Below are 20,944 nucleotides of genomic sequence, written 5' to 3' on the forward strand. Positions count from 1 at the left end.
GTCCGCATGGGCTCCGGCGCCGCAGCGATGCATCGGTAACATCGGCACGGTGCGGGAACTTGTCGGTACGGCCGTCGCTCAGAAGCGATAGCCGACGTTGATGTAGGTGACGATCGGATTGAGCTTGATGTCCGCTTTGCTCACGCTCGTCAGGTTGCCGACCGACGTGGCCGAAGTCGAGGTCAGCGTCGCTGTCGTCTTCAACGGCAGATACGAAATCGAGAGGCCTGCATACCAGTGGTCTGTGACCTGGAACGAGAAACCGCCATTGAATACCGGCACCCACTTCGACTCGACGTCGACACTGGTCGGTCCGCCGAGCAGCGGGTTCGCGAGGAACTGCTGGTTGGTGATCGCCGCATCGCTGAACCACACGCGGCTCACACCGATGCCAAGGTACGGACGCAAGCGCGACTGTGCCTGCATAAAGTAGTACTTGAGCAGCAGCGTGGGACTCCACTGCTTGGCAGACCCAAGCTTGCCGTAGGGAGCGAGTATGCCTTCGCCGCCGATGTCGAAACTGGGCGGTACGCCCATGACGCCTTCGACCGCGATGTTGTCGGTCACGAAGTACAGGGCCGTGAAACCGATCGTGTCGGAATCGCCGATCGACGCACCGGTATTCGGAATCGACCGGTTGATCGGCGACCCTCCACGCGAGACGACTGTGATCTCGCTACTGCTGTCCTGCGGCGAGAAATGGAGCCACCCTGTGCCGAGAATGAAGCTGCCCGCGGACTGTGCATGTGCGGCACTCGCGCAGGCAATCGCCATCGCCCCCGTAGCGATAAATTTTAATTTCATGGTCCCCTCCTTATGAAAGCTGTTTGGATTATGAGCATCTCGTCTGAAACGAAGAAGGCTTGCCCGTAGAGCCTTTAGCCTAAACGGGGCGCGGCTGGTCGCTTGCGCGCACCCCAAGGTCCTCTCCTACCCGGTTGAACTTTGCACGCGCGGGTATACTCCAATCGCGATCACACGGAACCTGAGCATGGCCCGACTAGCCCGCCTTTATGTACCGGACCAGCCGCAGCACGTGATACTGCGCGGTCTCGACAATCAGTCCGCCTTCGTCGACGCGCAGGACTACGCGTTGTTCCTCGATTGCCTCAAGGCCGCCGCACGCGACCATCATCTCGCTGTGCACGCGTATTCGCTGATGCCGTCCGCGGTCCACCTGCTCGTCACGCCTCGCGAAGAGTCGAGTTTGCCCAAGGCGATGCAGGCGGTCGGCCGCCGATACGTCGCCCATTTCAACCGCCGCTACGGCCGGCGAGGCACGCTCTGGGAAGGGCGCTACCGGGCCACGGTGCTCGAGAGCGAGCGCTACTTCCTGTTGTGCAGCCGGCTCGTCGAACTGCGTCCGGTGCGCGCACAAATGGTCGCGCTGCCCGAAGACTATCGTTGGACGAGTTTTGCGCATCACACGGGCGTCCTACTCGATGCATTGATCACCGATCATTCGCAGTATTGGTCTTTGGGCAATACACCATTCGAACGTCAGCAACGCTATAAAGAAATGATCGAACTTCCGCTCGACGAGCGCGCGGTCGATCTGCTTGAGCAGGCCACGCTCAAGGGCTGGGTCATCGGCTCGGATGCCTGGCTCGACTGGTGCGCGCGCCAGGCGAACCGGCGTGTGACGCCGCTGCCGCGCGGCCGGCCTCGCAAGCTCAAGACCGAACAGAGCGGTGACGATCACCAGCACCGCAAGCTCGGCTGAATACGCCCGGTTCAATGTATTGCCTCTTGCGGCGATGGATGCTCGCAACGGCCGCGAGACGACAACTTATCGTAGATTCAGCACTTCCTGAATACTGTCGCGTGGTTGCAACATCCGCGCGGTTTGGATTGTTTCGGCGGCAGGCGCTGTCTTTCAACTGCTCCTCTGCTGAAAGCGGACTTGGCCAAGTCAAAATGAGCTGCTGCCGTCCGGGTCACCCAAGGTTCTGCACGTCACTGCGCGAAGAACCTTTTTCTAAAACGCTTTCAAATCTGGCCCCATATAAGTTCACTCATATCGTGTGATTTAAGTATTAAGGGCCCGATCACGCATTTTTACTTTGTAATACGCTGATTCGTCGGGTATATTTCGAATTCCGGTAGTTTCCCCTCGCCATGCCCCCATCCGCGGCATCGAGCAGGTGTCGCCGCGTCGCATTCCCGGGTCTTATCCACGACATCGGCAGACGTACTCCGGTCGCCCGCTTCGGGCCCAAATTCGTTTTTCCGGTTCCATCGGCTGTCCCCACGGCCATCAAAACAGGGTGTCCAGATGAAAGACCCGCAACCGCCCCTCGGTACGCAAGCCTCAGCGCCCGCCGCGCAAGGTCTCTACGATCCGGCCAACGAGCACGATTCGTGTGGCGTTGGCTTTGTTGCCCATATCAAGGGCAAGAAAAGTCACGGCATCATTGAACAGGGTCTGAAGATCCTCGAGAACCTCGACCATCGCGGCGCCGTCGGCGCCGATCCGCTGATGGGCGACGGCGCGGGGATCCTGATCCAGATCCCCGACGCGTTCTATCGCGAGGAAATGGCGCGTCAGGGCATCGCGTTGCCGCCGGCCGGCGAATACGGTGTCGGGATGATCTTTCTGCCGAAGGAACATGCGTCGCGCCTCGCCTGCGAGCAGGAGCTCGAGCGCACGGTCAAGGCCGAAGGTCAGGTCGTCCTCGGCTGGCGCGATGTGCCGGTCGACCACGCGATGCCGATCTCGCCGACGGTGAAGGCGAGCGAGCCGGTGATCCGCCAGATCTTCATCGGCCGCGGGCGCGACATCATGGTGACCGACGCGCTCGAGCGCAAGCTGTACGTGATCCGCAAGACCGCCAGCCACCGCATCCAGGCCCTCAAGCTCGCGCACAGCAAGGAGTACTTCGTGCCGTCGATGTCGGCGCGCACGGTCGTCTACAAGGGCCTGCTGCTCGCGCACCAGGTCGGCGTCTACTATCGCGACCTGCAGGACGAGCGCGCGATCTCGGCGCTGGCGCTGGTCCACCAGCGTTTCTCGACCAATACCTTCCCGGCGTGGGAACTCGCCCACCCCTACCGTCTCGTCGCCCACAACGGCGAAATCAACACGGTCAAGGGCAACGTCAACTGGCTGTCCGCGCGCACGGGCGCGATCTCGAGCGCGGTGCTCGGCGACGACCTGCACAAGCTGTGGCCGCTGATCTATCCGGGCCAGTCCGACACGGCATCGTTCGACAACTGCCTTGAACTGTTGTTGATGGCAGGTTATCCGCTCGTCCACGCGATGATGATGATGATTCCCGAAGCATGGGAACAGCACACGCTGATGGACGACAACCGGCGCGCGTTCTATGAATACCATGCAGCCATGATGGAGCCGTGGGACGGCCCCGCGGCGATCGCGTTCACCGACGGCCGCCAGATCGGCGCGACGCTCGACCGCAATGGCCTGCGCCCCGCGCGCTACTGCATTACCGACGACGACATCGTGATCATGGCGTCGGAAGCGGGCGTGCTGCCGATTCCCGAATCCAAGATCATCAAGAAGTGGCGCCTGCAGCCGGGCAAGATGTTCCTGATCGACATGGAACACGGCCGCATCATCGACGACAAGGAGCTCAAGGACAACCTCGCGAACGCGAAGCCCTACAAGAGCTGGATCGACGCGGTGCGCATCAAGCTCGACGAAGTCGACACGACTTCGGGCGACACGCAGGTGCGCGATGCCGCCTCGCTGCTCGACCTCCAGCAGGCCTTCGGCTACACGCAGGAGGACCTCAAGTTCCTGCTCGCGCCGATGGCGCAGAACGCCGAGGAAGCGGTCGGCTCGATGGGCAACGACTCGCCGCTCGCGGTGATGTCGAACAAGAACAAGACGCTCTACAACTACTTCAAGCAGCTGTTCGCGCAGGTCACGAACCCGCCGATCGACCCGATCCGTGAAAACATGGTGATGTCGCTCGTGTCCTTCGTCGGCCCGAAGCCGAACCTGCTCGACACGCATCACGTGAACCCGCCGATGCGGCTCGAAGTCTCGCAGCCGGTGCTCGATTTCGACGAAATCGCGAAGATTCGCGACATCGACCAGTTCACAGGCGGCAAATTCCGTTCGTACGATCTGAACATCTGCTACCCGATCGTCTGGGGCAAGGAAGGCGTCGAGGCGCGTATCGCCTCGCTGTGCGCGGAGGCGGTCGATGCCGTCAAGTCGGGCTTCAACATCCTGATCGTGTCGGACCGCAAGTCGGACCGCGACAATGTTGCGATTCCGGCACTGCTCGCCACGTCAGCGATCCACAACCACCTGGTCTCGCAGGGGTTGCGCACGAGCACGGGTCTTGTCATCGAAACGGGTTCGGCGCGCGAGGTGCATCACTTCGCGCTGCTCGCGGCCTACGGTGCGGAAGCCGTCCATCCGTATCTCGCGATGGAAACGCTCCAGGCGATGGCAGCCGGCTTGCCGGGCGACCTGTCGCCCGCGAAGGCCGTAAAGAACTTCGTCAAGGCGATCGGCAAGGGCCTGCACAAGGTCATGTCGAAGATGGGGATCTCGACGTACATGTCGTACACGGGCGCGCAGATCTTCGAGGCGATCGGTCTCTCGAAGCAGCTCGTCAACCAGTATTTCCCGGGCACCGCCTCGAACGTCGGCGGTATCGGCCTGTTCGAAGTGGCCGAGGAAGCCGTGCGCCTGCATCGCGATGCCTACGGCGACAATCCCCTGCTGTCCGGCATGCTCGATGCGGGCGGCGAGTACGCCTACCGCGTCCGCGGCGAGGACCATATGTGGACGCCGGACGCGATCGCCAAGCTCCAGCATTCGGCGCGTTCGAACTCGTATCAGACGTACAAGGAATACGCGAACATCATCAACGACCAGGGCAAGCGTCACATGACCCTGCGCGGATTGTTCGAATTCCGCGTCGATCCGGCCAAGGCGATTCCTCTCGACGAAGTCGAGTCGGCCAAGAGCATCGTCACGCGTTTTGCGACGGGTGCGATGTCGATGGGCTCGATCAGCACCGAGGCGCATACGACGCTCGCGATCGCGATGAACCGCATCGGCGGCAAGTCGAACACGGGTGAAGGCGGCGAAGACGCGAAGCGTTACCGCAACGAACTGCGCGGCATTCCCATCCGCAAGGGCGAGACCACCGTCGGCCTGCTCGGCAATGAAGCGGTCGTGCGCGATACCGTGCTCGAAGATGGCGATTCGCTGCGTTCGAAGATCAAGCAGGTCGCCTCGGGTCGCTTCGGCGTGACCGCCGAGTACCTGAGCTCGGCCGACCAGATCCAGATCAAGATGGCGCAGGGCGCGAAGCCCGGCGAGGGCGGCCAGTTGCCGGGCCACAAGGTGTCCGACTACATCGGCAAGCTCCGGTATTCGGTGCCGGGCGTGGGTCTGATTTCGCCGCCGCCGCACCACGACATCTATTCGATCGAGGACCTCGCGCAGCTGATCCACGATCTGAAGAACGTCAACTCGCGTGCGGATATCTCGGTCAAGCTCGTCTCGGAAGTCGGCGTCGGCACGATTGCCGCGGGTGTCGCCAAGGCGAAGGCCGATCACGTCGTGATCGCCGGGCATGATGGCGGCACCGGCGCGTCGCCGCTGTCGTCGATGAAGCATGCAGGCACGCCGTGGGAGCTCGGCCTCGCCGAAACCCAGCAGACGCTCGTGCTGAACCGCCTGCGCGGCCGTATCCGCCTGCAGGCCGACGGCCAGATGAAGACCGGCCGCGATGTCGTGATCGGTGCGCTGCTCGGCGCGGACGAGTTCGGTTTCGCAACCGCACCGCTCGTCGTCGAAGGCTGCATCATGATGCGCAAGTGTCACCTGAACACCTGCCCGGTCGGCGTCGCGACGCAGGATCCGGTCCTGCGCCGCAAGTTTCAGGGCCAGCCCGAGCACGTGGTCAACTTCTTCTTCTTCATCGCTGAAGAAGTTCGCGAAATCATGGCGCAGCTCGGCGTGCGGACCTTCAACGAACTGATTGGCCGCGCCGATCTGCTCGACACGAAGAAGGGCATCGAGCACTGGAAGGCCCGCGGTCTCGATTTCTCGCGAATCTTCTACCAGTGCGACGCACCGGCCGACGTGGCGCGCATTCACGTGGACGCGCAGGACCACGGCCTCGCGAAGGCACTCGACCACGTGCTGATCGAGAAATCGCGCGCGGCACTCGAGAAGGGTGAGCATGTGTCGTTCATCCAGCCTGTGCGCAACGTGAACCGGACGGTCGGTGCGATGCTCTCGGGCGAGGTTGCGCGCCGCTACGGCCACGACGGGCTTGCCGACGACACCATCCATGTCCAGTTCAAGGGCACGGCGGGGCAGAGCTTCGGCGCCTTCCTGGCGCGCGGCATCACGCTCGACCTCGTCGGCGACGGCAATGACTATGTCGGCAAGGGCCTGTCAGGCGGCCGCATCATCATCCGTCCGACCAACGACTTCCGCGGCAAGGCTGAAGACAACATCATCTGCGGCAATACCGTGCTGTACGGTGCGGTCGAAGGCGAAGCCTTCTTCCGCGGCGTGGCCGGCGAGCGTTTCGCGGTGCGCAACTCGGGCGCGACGGCGGTCGTCGAAGGCACGGGCGATCACGGCTGCGAATACATGACGGGCGGCACGGTCGTCGTGCTCGGCGAAACGGGCCGCAACTTCGCGGCCGGGATGTCGGGCGGCGTGGCGTATGTCTACGACCCGGACGGCAGCTTCAAGGCGAAGTGCAATCCGTCGATGGTGTCGCTCGAACCGGTGCTGCCGGTCCTCGAACAGGAGCGCGTGCTCGATCGCGCACTCTGGCATCACGGCCAGAGCGACGAAGCGCAACTGCGCGACCTGATCGAGAAGCACTTTCAGTTCACGGGTTCGATTCGCGCGAAGACGCTGCTCGAAAACTGGGATACCTCACGAGACGATTTCGTGAAGATCTTCCCGGTCGACTACAAGCGCGCACTCGGCGAACTCGGCACGAAGGCCGGCAAGCAGGCGCTCGCGGCCTGACCGCGGCGTACCGATCAAGATAGAAAGGCAGGGCGGCGAGGCCGCGCGCGAACACCCCGGTGTTCGCCGCGTGCCGCGCTCGCCGGATCCTCACCAATACGGATAGAGAATCGCATGGGCAAGGCAACCGGTTTTCTCGAATTTGAACGCCGCAATGAGACGTATGAACCGTCGCAGGCGCGCGTCAAGCACTATAAGGAATTCGTCTTCGCACTCTCGGACGAAGACGCGAAGATCCAGGGCGCACGCTGTATGGATTGCGGCATCCCGTTCTGCAACAACGGGTGCCCGGTCAACAACGTGATCCCCGACTTCAACGATCTGGTCTACCGGCAGGACTGGAAGGCCGCGATCGAAGTCCTGCATTCGACCAACAATTTCCCGGAATTCACGGGCCGCATCTGTCCGGCGCCGTGTGAGGCTGCGTGTACGTTGAACATCAACGACGACGCGGTCGGCATCAAGTCGATCGAACACGCGATCATCGACAAGGCCTGGAAAGAGGGCTGGGTCGAACCGCAGCCCGCCAAACACAAGACCGGCAAGAAGGTCGCAGTGGTCGGCTCGGGCCCCGCGGGTCTGGCGGCGGCACAGCAGCTCGCGCGCGCAGGCCATGCCGTGACGGTGTTCGAGAAGAACGACCGCGCGGGCGGCCTGCTCCGGTATGGCATTCCCGACTTCAAGATGGAGAAGGGCTTGATCGACCGCCGCATCGAACAGATGGAACTCGAAGGCGTGAGCTTCCGCACGAGCGTCTTCATCGGCGGCGAAGGTTTTCCCGCGCATGTGCAGAACGGTGCGCGTGAAACGATCTCCCCCAAGGACCTGCGCGCCGAATTCGACGCGGTGGTGATCGCGGGCGGTGCCGAAATGCCGCGCGACCTGCCGGTGCCGGGGCGTGAGCTCTCGGGCACGTACTTCGCGATGGAATTCCTGCCTCAGCAGAACAAGGTCAATGCGGGCGACGTGGTCCAGGATCAGCTCAAGGCGACCGGCAAGCATGTGATCGTGATCGGCGGCGGTGACACGGGCTCCGACTGTGTCGGTACCTCGAACCGCCATGGTGCGGCAAGCGTCATGCAGTTCGAACTGCTTCCGCAGCCGCCCGAGGAAGAGAACAAGCCGATGGTCTGGCCGTACTGGCCGATCAAGCTGCGCACCTCTTCGTCGCATGAGGAAGGCTGCTCGCGCGACTGGGCTGTGGCGACCAAGCGGCTCGAAGGCAGCAACGGCAAGATCGAGAAGCTGATTGCGGCGCGTGTCGAGTGGAAGGACGGCAAGATGCAGGAAGTGCCCGGTTCCGAATTCGAGATGAAGGCCGACCTCGTGCTGCTCGCGATGGGCTTTGTGTCGCCGGTTGGCGGTGTGCTCGACGCATTCGGCGTGGAAAAGGATGCGCGCGGCAATGCGCGCGCCTCGACCGAAGGTGACAAGGCGTACTACACAAATGTCGACAAGGTGTTCGCGGCGGGCGATATGCGCCGCGGCCAGTCGCTGGTGGTCTGGGCGATTCGCGAAGGCCGTCAGGCTGCGCGTGCGGTCGATGCCTATCTCATGGGCAGTACCGAACTGCCGCGCTGATCCGCCGGTGGTTCGACGGTGAGCACGTTGTCACGGTAAAAAGGAAAGGCCACCCTCGGGTGGCCTTTCGCTTTCTCATTGCGGTCTCTGCTGTGTCTGCCGCACTTACTCTTTTGCGCCAGCTACGCCTGCTACTCCGGGCCACAGGGATCGCGCGTCCCGCAGACTTTCCCGAGGCACGGCGCGCTGGAGTTCGAGCGTTGTCGTATGGAAGCCCGCGAGCGACTCGCGATGAGCGACGCTGACAAACGCCGTCTGCGGCAGGCGGCTCAGCAAGGTTTCGTAGATATGCCGTTCGTTCGACGCATCGAGTGCGCTGGTCGCTTCGTCGAGAAACACGAAGTCGGGTTTTTGCAGCAGCACGCGGGCCGCGGCTAGGCGCTGTTGTTCGCCTGGCGACATGCGTCGTGCCCAGTGCGTACTTTCGCCGAGCTGGTCGACATAGTCGTCGAGGTGCACGGCGTGCAGGATCTCTCGGCATGCCTCGTCAGTGAAGGCGCCCGCCTCGGACGGATAGGCCAGCGCCGCCTTTAGCGTGTCGACCGGCACGTAGCTGACCTGCGGCACAAACAGCACCCTCGCGCCGACCGGCACGACGATCGTGCCGTTGCCGAACGGCCAGAGCCCTGCGAGCGCGCGCAACAGCGTGCTCTTGCCCGAGCCCGATGCGCCGCTGATCAGCAGGCGCGCGCCGGGTTCGATGGTGGTCGAGCCGACACGCGCGAGGGGCGTCCCGTTGGGCAGGGCGAGTTCGAGATTGCGTATCTGCAGCGAGGTGACATCCGACATATGCCGGTTGATACCGCCATGTTCGGTGGCCGGCGACATGGATTCACGCGTGTGCTGTTCGTCGATCGAACGGACGAATTCACGGAGCCGGTTGACGGTCGCGCGCCAGCCTGCCAGTGTCGAGAAGCTGTTGATGAACCACGAAAACGAGTCGCTGACAGTGCCGAAGGCGTCGCCGATCTGGAACAGTACGCCGATCGGGTAGGCCCCTGCGAAGTAGCGCGGTGCGGCGATCAGGATCGGGAAGACGATGGCGATTTGACCGTAGACGGACGTAACGATCGTTAGCCGCCGCGTGTAGGACATGATCCGGCGCCAGTTGTCGTAGATGCCCTGGAATGCGCGGCTCGCGTGTTTGCGCTCGGTGTCGGCGCCGTTATAAAGCGCGACCTGTTCGGCGTTTTCACGCAGGCGGATCAACAGGAAACGGAAGTCCGCCTCGACGCGCTGCTGCTGGTAGTTGATTGCCACCAGCGGCTTGCCGTAGCGCTGGATCACAAACGATCCGAACAAGGCGTAGATGGCCGCGGCCCACACCATGTAGCCGGGAATCGTCAGGTGGGTGCCGAACAGATTGAACGAGAGGGGCCCGGCGATGCGCCAGAGAATCACGACAAAGGAGAACAGCGTGACCACGGTCGACAGCAAGTCGAGCGACAGCGAGAGCGTCGTGCTGGCAAGCGTCTGGAGATCGTCGGTAATCCGCTGGTCGGGGTTGTCCGCGAGCCGGTCGCGTTCGATCCGGTAGAACGCATGACGATCGAGCCAGCGTTGCAGAAAGCGGTTGGTCAGCCACTTGCGCCAGCGGATCTCGAGCAGCTGCCGGAACCAGATTCGCGCCGTGACGATGAAGATATGGGAGAACGCGAGGATCGAGAACTCGGTCAGCGAACGGGTGAAGCCGCCCCAATTTTTCGCGGAAATCGAGTTGTAGAAGCCGACATTCCACGAATTGAAACGTACGCTGATGTAGACGAGCAGCATGTTCAGCGTGATCACCAGGGCCAGCAGACCCCACGCGCTCCATCGCTCCTCGGATACCCAGTAGGGTTTGATCAGGCTCCAGGCGGTCACCTTGGACGGGTCGGCCGGCGAAGTCGATGGGTTGATGATGGTGCTCATTCAGTCTTCTCGAAAACGGAGGATGATCGGGCAGAGTCTGGTGTGTAGCGCTTAATTGCGACTTAAGGTCGCGCCCGGATGCCCGCCACGGGCCCGCGCGAGCCAAAGGCCGTACCTTACCCGGATTGCGCCTTGTCTGTCCTCGGGAATGTGGCGAGCACAGAAAAAAAGAAAGTGGCAGGGCAGGAGCCCAGTCAGGAGAGTAGGCCGGAGCGGGCTATGCCCGAGGCACAAGCAGGGTTCCGGCGTGTTCCAAACCGGGGCGCCGCATGGCGCGGTTTCTCGCGGGGGCCGATCTGGTTTGCGGGTGCGCCGCCATTTGTGATCTAATGAACGCGACGAAACAGGGGTGCTTTGCGTGCATCGCGCAAGGCTGAGAGAAGACCCTTCGCACCCGATCCGGGTAATGCCGGCGCGGGAAGTTTTCGACACCGCCCAGCGAGTTTTCGAAGTCCACGCGCCCCGAGCGCGCGACTGGTCGAATCGTCAGCGCGTGCCGACACGTGGCTGGCTGAGCCGGATTTTCCGCCGCCCGTCGTGCGCTACGGCTGTTGAGGCCGTTCTTCCTTCCGTCCCGTTTCGTCCTGAGCTTTGCTGCCCCGTTTTTGGGAAGGAATCGATGGACGTGCCTGCTGCAAATTCTGCATTGAGTTTCAATCCGAGTGTCCCGTCGAGGTCGAACGCCGACTTCGCGGTGGTTGGCGGAGGCCTGATCGGGCGGTTGATCGCCTGGCGCCTCGCGGGGGCGGGCGCGCGCGTCGCATTGTATGAACAGGGCGACGCCGCGGGCCGTTCGGCCGCCGCGTGGGTCGCGGCCGCGATGCTGGCCCCCCTTGCCGAGGCCGCCTCGGCTGAACTGCTGATCACTGAACTCGGCGCCGCCTCGCTCGAAGCATGGCCCGCGCTGCTCGCCGAACTGCCTGCGCCAGTGTTTTTCCAGCGCAATGGCACGCTCGTCGTGTGGCATCCGAGCGATCGCGCCGAAGCGACGATCTTCACGAGCCGGCTGCGCGTGAACGCGCCGGCCTCCCTGTTGAGGGGTGGCCTCGAACCGCTCTCGGGCGCACCGTTGCTCGCAGCCGAACCGGCCCTGGGTGGCCGCTTCCAGCAGGGTTTCCTGTTGCCGAATGAAGGGCAGCTCGACAACCGGCAACTGCTTGCGGCGGTTGCCGAGGGTCTCGCCGAACGGCGTGTCGAGACACATTGGAATACGCGAGTAGAGGGGGCCGAGCTCGATACGCTGCCCGCCGGCATCGTCATCGATTGCCGCGGCCTGGGCGCGAAGACCGACTGGCGCGGCCTGCGCGGCATCCGGGGCGAGGTTGCGCGCGTGCATGCGCCGGGCATCGGCCTGAGCCGCCCGGTACGACTGCTGCATCCGCGCTACCCGCTCTATATCGCGCCGAAGCAGGACGATCTCTACGTGATCGGCGCGACCGAGATCGAGGGCGAGGACATGTCGCCGATCAGTGTGCGCTCCTCGCTCGAATTGCTGAGCGCGGCATTTTCGATCCATCCGGGGTTCGGCGAGGCGCGTATTCTCGAACTCTCGACGCAGTGCCGCCCGACACTGCCGGATCACCGTCCCCTTGTCCGTCTGGCCAGCAATCGGACAATTCGCGTCAACGGCTTGTACCGGCATGGTTATATGTTGGCGCCCGAGGTGTCGCGTGCCGCGGTCGAAATGGCGCTGGCCCACGCGGATGGGGCATTCTCCGGTACGGACTCGGCCGGCGCCGGGTCGTTCGAACAGTGGGCCTGCGCGTCGCGCTGGCCGGCGTTGTTTGCGCGGGATGCGGACGTCCTCCAGCCGACATGACATCAGACAGATGACAAGTATGGATATTCAGGTCAATCAACAGCCTTTGAGCTTGCCCGAGCGGGCCACCGTCGCCGACGCGCTTGCCGCGTTCGGCGCCCGGCCCCCTTTTGCGGTTGCCGTGAACGGCGCATTTGTCGCGCGTGCGCGACACGACGGCCATGTATTGAACGCGGGCGACCGCGTGGATGTGGTGCGGCCGGTGACGGGAGGGTAGGCGCGCGTAGTAGGTCACACGCGGGCCACACGTGGGCTACACGCGGCGCGAGCTTCGCGCGCATCCGTGCGCAAACAACCGAATACGATCGAAGAGAGATTTGCAGATGGACGATACATTGGTGCTTTATGGCGAACGGTTTGCCAGCCGCGTGTTGCTGGGCACCGCGCGCTATCCGTCGCTTGCCGCGCTGGCCGAGTCGATCGAGGCATCCCGGCCGGGTATGGTGACGGTCGCGCTGCGCCGGCAGATGGCGGCCGATGCGGACAGCAGTGTCGGTTTCTTCGAGACGCTCAAGCAATATGCGGTGCCGCTGCTGCCGAACACGGCCGGCTGCCATACCGTCCAGGAAGTCGTGACCACCGCCGAGATGGCGCGGGAAGTCTTCGGCACCGACTGGATCAAGCTCGAACTGATCGGCGACGACTACACGCTCCAGCCGGATCCGCTGGGCCTCGTCGAAGCGGCGGACCTGCTGGTCCGCGCGGGATTCAAGGTGCTCCCGTATTGCACGGAAGACCTCGTGGTCGGCCGCCGCCTGCTCGACGTCGGATGCCAGGCGCTGATGCCATGGGGCGCGCCGATCGGAACGGGCAAGGGCATCGTCAATCCCTACGGGTTGCGCGTGCTGCGCGAGCGGCTGCCCGACGTGCCACTGATTGTCGATGCCGGACTTGGCGTGCCTTCGCATGCGTGCCAGGTCATGGAGTGGGGTTTCGACGGCGTGCTGCTGAACACGGCGGTCTCGCAGGCCGCGGCCCCTGCGCGCATGGCGTACGCGTTCGCGGGCGCGGTGCTGGCCGGGCGTGAAGCCTATCTGGCGGGCCCGATGCCCGAGCGCGACAGCGCCCAGGCAAGTACGCCGGTCGTCGGCATGCCGTTCTGGCACCAGGACACGGGGCATATTGCATGAACGTGCCGCCGATTCCCCTGCCCATCGACCGGGACATCTTCTGGCCGCCGGCCGACGAGCTGCTCGAAGCCGCGGACGCGATCCGCGCCCATCTTGGCAAGGACTGGCCGGCTCCTTCCGGCCGCCTGCGCCTATGCCTGAGCGCGGCGCCGGAATTCGGGCCGGGCGATGTTCGCGTGTTCATCGATGCGAAATCTCATCCGGATGAGGAACGTCTCTGGCTCGCGGCTGGCGCGGCCGTCATCGAGGCTGCGCCCGAGCGGGTCGAACTGCGCGTCGGCACGGATGTCCGCGCGTTTTCGGGTGAGCGTTCCGACGACTGGCTCGCCGCGCTCGCGGCGTTCGCCGCGTGCGACTTCAGCCTGCACGATGCGCTGACTCTGGCGCTTGCATGGCGACCGAACCCTTCGCCTTCGGTTGCGACTCCGGCACCAGTCCCGGCCTCGATCCCGACCGCAACCGCGACCCCCACTTGGATTCCGACGTCGATCTCGTCTTCGGTCGCGACCCCGGCTCCCCTCTGGCCGATCGACCTGTCGACGTTCCCGGCGATCGAAGGCTTGCGTCCGTTCAAGCACGCATTCCCGCCGTGCCCGCTCGATCTCGGCCTTTATCCGGTCGTCCCGACCGCCGACTGGGTCGAGCGCCTGCTCGAGCTGGGTGTGCGCACGGTCCAGCTGCGCAGCAAATCGACCGACGGTGCGTTCCTCGACAGGGAAATCGCGCATGCCGTGAAGGTGGCGCGGGCCTGCGACGCACGTTTGTTTATCAACGACCACTGGCAACGCGCGATCGACGCGGGGGCCTACGGCGTCCATCTCGGTCAGGAAGACCTGCAAACCGCCGATCTCGACGCGATTGCAACCGCCGGCCTGCGACTTGGACTGTCGACTCACGGCTTCTATGAAATGCGGGTCGCCTTGCACTTCCGTCCGAGCTATCTCGCGATGGGCGCGGTCTTTCCGACCACGACCAAACAGATGCCGACCGCACCGCAAGGCCTGGTCAGGCTTGCACACTACGTTGCACTGCTACGCGGGAAGGTACCGCTGGTGGCGATCGGCGGGATCGACGCGTCGGTTATCGACGCGGTGCTTGCCACCAACGTGGGCAGCGCGGCCGTGGTGCGCGCGGTGACGGAAGCGGTCGATTTACGCGGCGCGGTAGAAAGTTTGCAAGCCCGTTTCACTTCCGCGCCGCAACCCGATTCGCAGTGCTCCGTAAGTGTCCGGTAAGATTTAAGGACGTCTGCCAAGGCAGGAGTCCGGCTTAACCCCTATAATGCGCCGTCCGGTCAGACTTTACTTAAAGTGTCCAATTCAATGCCTGATCCCATCCTGGAGTTGAAGCATGTTGAGTTCGGCTATGGCGACACGCCTGTGCTGTCCTCGCTCGACATGCGCTTTGGGCGTGGGCAGGTGGTCGCGGTGATGGGCGGATCGGGTTGCGGCAAGACGACGGTGCTGAGGCTGATCGGCGGACTCGTGCGCGCGCAGCGCGGCGAAGTACTGTTCGAAGGCAAGGATATCGGCACGCTCGACGCGACCGGACTGTACGCCGCGCGTCGCCGGATGGGCATGTTGTTCCAGTTCGGCGCGCTCTTTACTGACATGTCGGTGTTCGACAATGTGGCGTTTCCCCTTCAGGAACACACCGACTTGTCCGAGGAGATGATCCGCGACCTCGTGCTGATGAAACTCAACGCGGTCGGCCTGCGCGGCGCGCGCGACCTGACGCCCGCCGAGATCTCGGGGGGGATGGCGCGGCGTGTGGCCTTGGCGCGCGCGATCATGCTGGACCCTTCGCTGATCATGTATGACGAGCCTTTCGCAGGGCTCGATCCGATCTCGCTCGGCATTACGGCGAACCTGATCAGGACCTTGAACCGTGCGCTCGGGGCGACGTCGATCCTCGTCACGCACGACGTGCCGGAATCATTCGCGATCGCGGACTATGTCTATTTCATCGCCAACGGCGGAATTCATGCACAGGGCACGCCGGCCGAACTGCGTGCCTCGAGCGACCCGGTCGTGCGGCAGTTTATCGACGCTGAACCCGACGGCCCGTTCAAGTTCCACTATGCAAACGCCGGACTCGATGCCGACTTCGGATTCGCCGCACCGGCGGGCGAGGAGAGACGCGCGTGATTGAAGCAATCGGACGCGGTTTTCTGGGGACCGTCTCGCGCACCGGTTACGGCGCGCGCATGTTCGTCAAGCTCGTGATGCTGGTGTTCCTGATGATCCGGCGGCCGCGGCTCGTGATGAAGCAGATTCACTTTCTGGGCAACTATTCGCTGCTGATCATCGCTGTGTCCGGACTGTTCGTCGGTTTCGTGCTGGGCTTGCAGGGCTATTACACGCTCAACCGCTACGGCTCCGAACAGGCGCTGGGCCTGCTGGTCGCACTCTCGCTCGTGCGTGAACTCGGCCCGGTCGTGACCGGCCTGCTGTTCGCCGGGCGCGCGGGAACGTCGCTGACCGCCGAGATTGGCCTCATGAAGGCCGGCGAGCAACTGACCGCGATGGAGATGATGGCCGTCGACCCGCTTGCTGTCGTGCTTGCGCCGCGCTTCTGGGCCGGTGTGATCGCGATGCCGGTGCTCGCGGCGATCTTCAGTTCGGTGGGCATCATCGGCGGCTACATCGTCGGTGTACTGATGATCGGTGTCGATTCGGGTGCGTTCTGGTCGCAGATGCAGGGCGGCATCGATGTCTGGACCGATGTCGGCAACGGCGTGATCAAAAGTGTCGTCTTCGGATTCGCGGTGACGTTCATCGCGTTATATCAAGGCTTTGAGGCAAAACCGACGCCCGAAGGCGTGTCTCGTGCGACGACCCGTACAGTTGTGTTCGCTTCGCTGTCCGTGCTCGGACTCGATTTTCTGTTGACCGCGTTGATGTTTGCCAACTGATGCCCGTTCAAGGTACCGATAGCTGAGATAACGAATGAAGAAGAACGCACTGGATTTCTGGGTTGGCGTGTTTGTGATCCTGGGCTTTGCCGCCCTGTTGTTCCTCGCCCTCAAGGCGGGCAACCTGAGCGCCGTGTCGTTCCAGCCGACCTATGAAGTCAAGCTGAGTTTCGACAACATCGGCGGCCTCAAGCCGCGTGCGCCGGTCAAGAGCTCGGGGGTCGTGGTCGGCCGGGTCGCAAGCATCGCCTTTGACGACAAGTCGTATCAGGCGGTGGTGACGCTGAATCTCGACAAGCAGCTCCAGTTTCCCAAGGACACATCGGCAAAGATTCTGACTTCGGGTCTGCTCGGCGAGCAATACATCGGTCTCGAACCGGGCGGCGACACGGAAATGTTGAAGCCAGGCGATACGATCACGATGACGCAGTCCGCGATCGTGCTCGAAAACCTGATCGGACAATTCCTCTATAACAAAGCGGCCGATGCGGGGAGCAAACCCGCGGGCAGCGAGTCCCCTGCGCCGGCCGACGCGGGCGCGACGAGTGCGCCGGCCGCATCGGAAGGGGCCAAACAATGAAACTACCGCGTCCATTCCGGTGGGGTCCGGTGGCACTGGCGATTGCGCTCGCAGGCTGTTCGACCGTACGCACGCCGTCGCCGAACGATCCGTTTGAAGGCGTGAACCGCACCATCTTCACGATCAACGACACGGTCGACCGCTACACGTTCAAGCCGGTCGCCGAGGGGTACCAGTGGGCAGTCCCACAGCCGGTGCGCGCGGGCATCACCAATGTGTTCTCGAACGTGAGCGATGTGTACACGGCCGCGAACGAATTGCTCCAGCTCAAGATCGCCGACGCGGTATCGGATGTCATGCGCGTGACGATCAACACCCTCTGGGGTGTCGGCGGCCTGTTCGACGTCGCGTCGCAGGTCAACTTGCCCAAGCATCAGGAAGACTTCGGCCAGACGCTCGGCCATTACGGTGTGCCTCCCGGCCCGTATCTCGTGTTGCCGTTGTTCGGCCCGAGCGACGTGCGCGACGGTCTCGGCACGCTTGTCGACCTCGAGCTCGATCCGATGACGTACATCAATCCGGTATCGCTGCGCAACTATGTATACGTGGTGCGACTGATCAATACGCGCGCGAACCTGCTCGGCGCAAGCGATTTGCTCGCGAATGCGGCACTCGACAAGTATTCGTTCGTGCGGGATGCGTATGTCCAGCGCCGCGCGTATCTTTTGCAGGACGGCAACAGTGGTGCGCTGCCGAGCTACGACGATGTCGGCCCGACCGACGGCGCGGGGGCGGCATCGCCTGCGTCGGGCGCGGCTGGTACGGGCGAGGCCACAGGTGCCACGGCGCCGGCGCAAGCCGCGCCGCCTGTACCCGCGTCGGGCGCGGGTGAGGTGGTCCCAGCGGTCCCGGCGAAACCCGCGCCCGCCGTGCCCCCATCCGGCGCCGGGGAGGCTCTCCCGTAGTTACCCGCTCCGGTCCCGCCGTGGCACCTTCGGTGCCGATCCGCGCCGGATACCGCTTCGGCCCCGGGGGGCGGCCAGCGGCCGATCAACCCGGTCGTACCGGGTGCGGGGATGATGCCGCCGATAAAGCCGTATTTCACGCCGGCGCTCCGTCTGAAGTAACGCGCCGATACCGAATCGAACAGCTTTGCAACCCCTGGAGACTGAACTCGATGAGAGACTCGGCCTCAAATGCTTGACCCAAACTCTGTGGGAAACCCGTAATGAAGAAGCCTTTCTGGATAGCGATGCTGGTGGCGGTGATGACGTTCTGCGGTGGGGCCCAGGCCCAGGCCCAGACGGCGGCGATCGACGCGAGCACCCCCGACGGCCTGATCAAGGCCCTGACCGCCGTGGTCATGGATAGCGCCAAGAGCGACAAAAGTGTCCAGAGCGGCAATCTCGAGCACATTACCGCCCTCGTGAACGAGAAGGTCCTGCCGTACACGGATTTCGAACGCACCACTCGCCTGGCAATGGGGCGCAACTGGCAAAAGGCCACGCCCGACCAGCAGAAGCAGATCGTCGAGCAGTTCAAGCGCCTGCTGATCCGCACGTATTCGGGCGCAATCGCGCAGATCCGCGACCAGCAGGTGGAGTTCCAGCCGCTGCGCGGCGCCACGGATACGGATGCGGTGGTGCGCACACAGGTGATCAACCAGGGTCAGCCGATCCAGCTCGACTACCGGCTCGAGAAGACGCCGGACGGGTGGAAGATCTATGACATCAACGTGCTCGGCGCATGGCTGATCCAGGCCTATCAGCAGCAGTTCAACGAAAAGATCTCGCAGAGCGGGATCGACGGGCTGCTCAATTTCCTCACCAACCACAATGCGTCGACGGCCGGCGGCCAGTCCTGACGACAACGGCCGGGCCCTTCCGATGACACTCGCGACGATGTTCGAAACCGGTGCGACGTTGACCTTCGACACCGCGACCTCGGTGCTCCAGGCGGGGCTCGCACGGATCGCGGCGGGCGCGACGCGGGTCGACTGCGCCCCGCTCGAACGCTTCGACTCGTCGGCGCTCGCCGTGCTGCTTGCATGGCGCCGTGCCGCGCGCAGGCACCATGCCGAACTGCGCATCTCCAATCTCCCCGCCGGGCTCGTCAGCCTTGCCGAGGCCTACGGCGTCTCGTCGCTGCTCGAAGCCAACGCGTGAGCGAGGTGCGGGCGGCACCTGTCCGGGCGATTCACGTGCCGCCCCATGTCGTGGCGCTGATCGTGCCGATGCCCTAGCGCATATCGCTGTATTTCGCTTGGCGTCCGCCACGGGTTTGTCCAGTAGGCCGTCCCCGGCGCGACTTCGCCTATAATCAAGCGTTTTCCGTTTCCGCAGGGCACGGCATCGCGCCTTGTACCTTCTGTCGCGGCCCTTATCGGGCCGACGAGTCGTCATGTCAGCCATCGAAATACGTAACGTCAAGAAGCGCTATAAAGAGCTGCAAGCGCTCAAAGGCGTCAACCTGAGTGTCGAGCCCGGTGAGTTCTTCGGCCTGCTGGGCCCCAACGGCGCCGGCAAAACCACCCTCATCAGCATCCTGGCGGGACTCGCGCGTGCCGACGAAGGCCATATCCTCGTCGAAGGCCACGATGTCGTGACGGACTTCCAGGCCGCGCGCCGCGCGCTCGGTGTCGTGCCGCAGGAGCTCGTGTTCGACCCGTTCTTCACCGTGCGCGAGACATTGCGGATCCAGTCTGGCTACTACGGGCTGCGCCGCAACGACGACTGGATCGACGAGGTCATGGCCAATCTCGACCTGACCGAGAAGGCCGACGTCAATACGCGCGCGCTGTCCGGCGGCATGAAGCGCCGTGTGCTGGTCGCGCAGGCGCTCGTGCACAAGCCGCCGGTCATCGTGCTCGACGAGCCGACCGCGGGTGTCGACGTCGAGCTTCGCCAGGGTCTCTGGAAATTCATCTCACGGCTCAACCGCGAAGGCCACACGATCGTGCTGACCACCCACTATCTCGAAGAGGCCGAGCAACTGTGCACGCGCATCGCGATGCTCCGGCGCGGTGAGGTCGTCGCGCTCGAGCGCACGAGCGAACTGCTGCAACGCTTTTCGGCGATGCAGCTCGCGCTGCGCTTCGCCACCGGCGTGCTCCCCGTCGAGTTGCGGCACCTCGAGGCCGAGGTCGGTTCGGCCGGCGCGCGCGGACATCTGCTGCGCCTGAACAGCTACGACGACGTCGAGCCCATCCTCGCGCAATGCCGCGCGGCGGGCTGCACGTTCGAGGAAATCGAGCTCCGCAAGGCCGACCTCGAGGATGTGTTCGTGCAGGTCATGCATGATCCGGTGCTCGTGGAGGGGCTGGCATGAGCGGTTTCCAGACGCTGTTCTACAAGGAAGTCCTGCGTTTCTGGAAAGTCGCGTTCCAGACGGTCGCCGCCCCGATCGTGACCGCCTTGCTCTATCTGGCGATCTTCGGCCATGCGCTGCAGACGCATGTGAACGTGTATCCGGGTGTCGCGTACACGAGCTTCCTGATTCCCGGGCTCGTGATGATGAGCGTGCTGCAGAATGCGTTTGCGAACTCGTCGTCGTCGCTGATCCAGTCGAAGGTCACGGGCAATCTCGTCTTCGTGCTGCTCACGCCGCTGTCGCACTGGGAAATGTTCTCGGCCTATGTGCTGGCGGCTACCGTGCGCGGGATCGCGGTCGGCTTCGGGGTGTTCATCGTCACGATCTGGTTCGTGCCGATCTCGTTCGCCGCGCCGCTGTTCATCATCGTGTTCGGCGCGCTTGGCGCCGCGCTGCTCGGCACGCTGGGCCTCATCGCGGGGATCTGGGCGCAGAAGTTCGACCAGCTCGCGACCTTCCAGAACTTCCTGATCATGCCGCTGACCTTCCTGTCGGGCGTGTTCTATTCGACCCACTCCCTGCCGCCTGCGTGGCGTGCGATTTCGCAGCTGAACCCGTTCTTCTACATGATCGACGGCTTCCGCTATGGTTTCTTCGGCGCTTCCGATGTCGACCCCTGGCTGAGCCTGCTGATCGTCGGCGGCTTCCTGGTCATCGTTGCCGCGTTCGCCGTCGGAATGCTCAAGCGCGGCTACAAGCTGCGCTATTGAAAGGAATT

At 63.7% G+C, this 20,944-nt stretch carries 17 protein-coding genes and 1 riboswitch; of the genes, 15 read left to right on the forward strand and 2 right to left on the reverse strand.

Annotation, left to right across the window (positions count from 1 at the left end; translation table 11 throughout):
• Nucleotides 1–78 precede the first annotated feature (78 nt).
• The gene (locus HV670_RS19515) at nt 79–804 is read right to left on the reverse strand and encodes an OmpW/AlkL family protein (protein ID WP_175106519.1); all 726 of its coding nucleotides are present in this window, start codon (nt 802–804) and stop codon (nt 79–81) included.
• Nucleotides 805–991: 187 nt separating this feature from the next.
• Between HV670_RS19515 and HV670_RS19520 the strand changes: the two genes are divergently transcribed.
• The 3 genes from HV670_RS19520 to HV670_RS19530 all read left to right on the forward strand — a co-directional run bounded on the left by HV670_RS19520 (nt 992) and on the right by HV670_RS19530 (nt 8,563).
• Nucleotides 992–1,723 (forward strand): transposase, encoded by a 732-nt coding sequence (locus tag HV670_RS19520; RefSeq protein ID WP_175106520.1) that lies wholly within the window; start codon nt 992–994, stop codon nt 1,721–1,723.
• Nucleotides 1,724–2,275: 552 nt separating this feature from the next.
• On the forward strand, nt 2,276–6,982 hold the full coding sequence (locus tag HV670_RS19525) for a glutamate synthase-related protein (protein WP_175106521.1): 4,707 nt from the start codon (nt 2,276–2,278) through the stop codon (nt 6,980–6,982).
• A 114-nt stretch (nt 6,983–7,096) separates the two neighbouring features.
• Nucleotides 7,097–8,563, forward strand: coding sequence for a glutamate synthase subunit beta (locus HV670_RS19530; protein ID WP_175106522.1), 1,467 nt, complete (start codon nt 7,097–7,099; stop codon nt 8,561–8,563).
• A 105-nt stretch (nt 8,564–8,668) separates the two neighbouring features.
• Here the strand turns inward: HV670_RS19530 and HV670_RS19535 are convergent, their stop codons facing one another.
• Nucleotides 8,669–10,474: an ABC transporter ATP-binding protein/permease gene (locus tag HV670_RS19535; RefSeq protein WP_175106523.1), complete on the reverse strand. Its 1,806-nt coding sequence runs from the start codon at nt 10,472–10,474 to the stop codon at nt 8,669–8,671.
• A gap of 335 nt (nt 10,475–10,809) precedes the next feature.
• A riboswitch (TPP riboswitch) is annotated at nt 10,810–10,912 on the forward strand.
• 187 nt (nt 10,913–11,099) lie between these two features.
• Here HV670_RS19535 and HV670_RS19540 point away from each other — a divergent pair.
• The 12 genes from HV670_RS19540 to HV670_RS19595 all read left to right on the forward strand — a co-directional run bounded on the left by HV670_RS19540 (nt 11,100) and on the right by HV670_RS19595 (nt 20,936).
• Nucleotides 11,100–12,293, forward strand: a complete 1,194-nt coding sequence (locus HV670_RS19540) for an FAD-dependent oxidoreductase (RefSeq protein WP_246257724.1) — start codon at nt 11,100–11,102, stop codon at nt 12,291–12,293.
• Between the two features lie 19 nt (nt 12,294–12,312).
• The gene (gene thiS, locus HV670_RS19545) at nt 12,313–12,510 is read left to right on the forward strand and encodes a sulfur carrier protein ThiS (protein ID WP_175106525.1); all 198 of its coding nucleotides are present in this window, start codon (nt 12,313–12,315) and stop codon (nt 12,508–12,510) included.
• Between the two features lie 106 nt (nt 12,511–12,616).
• Entirely contained in the window at nt 12,617–13,423 is an 807-nt protein-coding gene (locus HV670_RS19550) for a thiazole synthase (protein WP_175106526.1), read from the forward strand.
• Nucleotides 13,420–14,658, forward strand: a complete 1,239-nt coding sequence (gene thiE / locus HV670_RS19555) for a thiamine phosphate synthase (protein ID WP_175106527.1) — start codon at nt 13,420–13,422, stop codon at nt 14,656–14,658. Before HV670_RS19550 ends, thiE begins: the two co-directional genes overlap by 4 nt.
• A 75-nt stretch (nt 14,659–14,733) precedes the next feature.
• On the forward strand, nt 14,734–15,570 hold the full coding sequence (locus HV670_RS19560; RefSeq protein ID WP_175106528.1) for an ABC transporter ATP-binding protein: 837 nt from the start codon (nt 14,734–14,736) through the stop codon (nt 15,568–15,570).
• Nucleotides 15,567–16,337 (forward strand): lipid asymmetry maintenance ABC transporter permease subunit MlaE, encoded by a 771-nt coding sequence (gene mlaE / locus HV670_RS19565; protein ID WP_175106529.1) that lies wholly within the window; start codon nt 15,567–15,569, stop codon nt 16,335–16,337. Before HV670_RS19560 ends, mlaE begins: the two co-directional genes overlap by 4 nt.
• A 34-nt stretch (nt 16,338–16,371) precedes the next feature.
• Nucleotides 16,372–16,917 carry an outer membrane lipid asymmetry maintenance protein MlaD gene (gene mlaD, locus HV670_RS19570; protein ID WP_175106530.1) on the forward strand — a complete coding sequence of 182 codons (546 nt, stop codon included), beginning with the start codon at nt 16,372–16,374 and terminating at the stop codon, nt 16,915–16,917.
• Entirely contained in the window at nt 16,914–17,822 is a 909-nt protein-coding gene (locus HV670_RS19575) for an MlaA family lipoprotein (RefSeq protein ID WP_175106531.1), read from the forward strand. Before mlaD ends, HV670_RS19575 begins: the two co-directional genes overlap by 4 nt.
• 263 nt (nt 17,823–18,085) lie before the next feature.
• The gene (locus tag HV670_RS19580) at nt 18,086–18,721 is read left to right on the forward strand and encodes an MlaC/ttg2D family ABC transporter substrate-binding protein (protein WP_175106532.1); all 636 of its coding nucleotides are present in this window, start codon (nt 18,086–18,088) and stop codon (nt 18,719–18,721) included.
• Between the two features lie 22 nt (nt 18,722–18,743).
• Complete coding sequence (locus tag HV670_RS19585) at nt 18,744–19,022, forward strand: STAS domain-containing protein (RefSeq protein WP_175106533.1); 279 nt, start codon at nt 18,744–18,746, stop codon at nt 19,020–19,022.
• A gap of 235 nt (nt 19,023–19,257) precedes the next feature.
• Nucleotides 19,258–20,184 (forward strand): ABC transporter ATP-binding protein, encoded by a 927-nt coding sequence (locus tag HV670_RS19590; protein ID WP_175106534.1) that lies wholly within the window; start codon nt 19,258–19,260, stop codon nt 20,182–20,184.
• Nucleotides 20,181–20,936 carry an ABC transporter permease gene (locus HV670_RS19595; protein WP_175106535.1) on the forward strand — a complete coding sequence of 252 codons (756 nt, stop codon included), beginning with the start codon at nt 20,181–20,183 and terminating at the stop codon, nt 20,934–20,936. Before HV670_RS19590 ends, HV670_RS19595 begins: the two co-directional genes overlap by 4 nt.
• The last annotated feature ends 8 nt before the right edge of the window (nt 20,937–20,944 follow it).

The organism is Pararobbsia alpina (assembly GCF_902859895.1).
In the GTDB taxonomy this organism is placed as follows: domain Bacteria; phylum Pseudomonadota; class Gammaproteobacteria; order Burkholderiales; family Burkholderiaceae; genus Pararobbsia; species Pararobbsia alpina.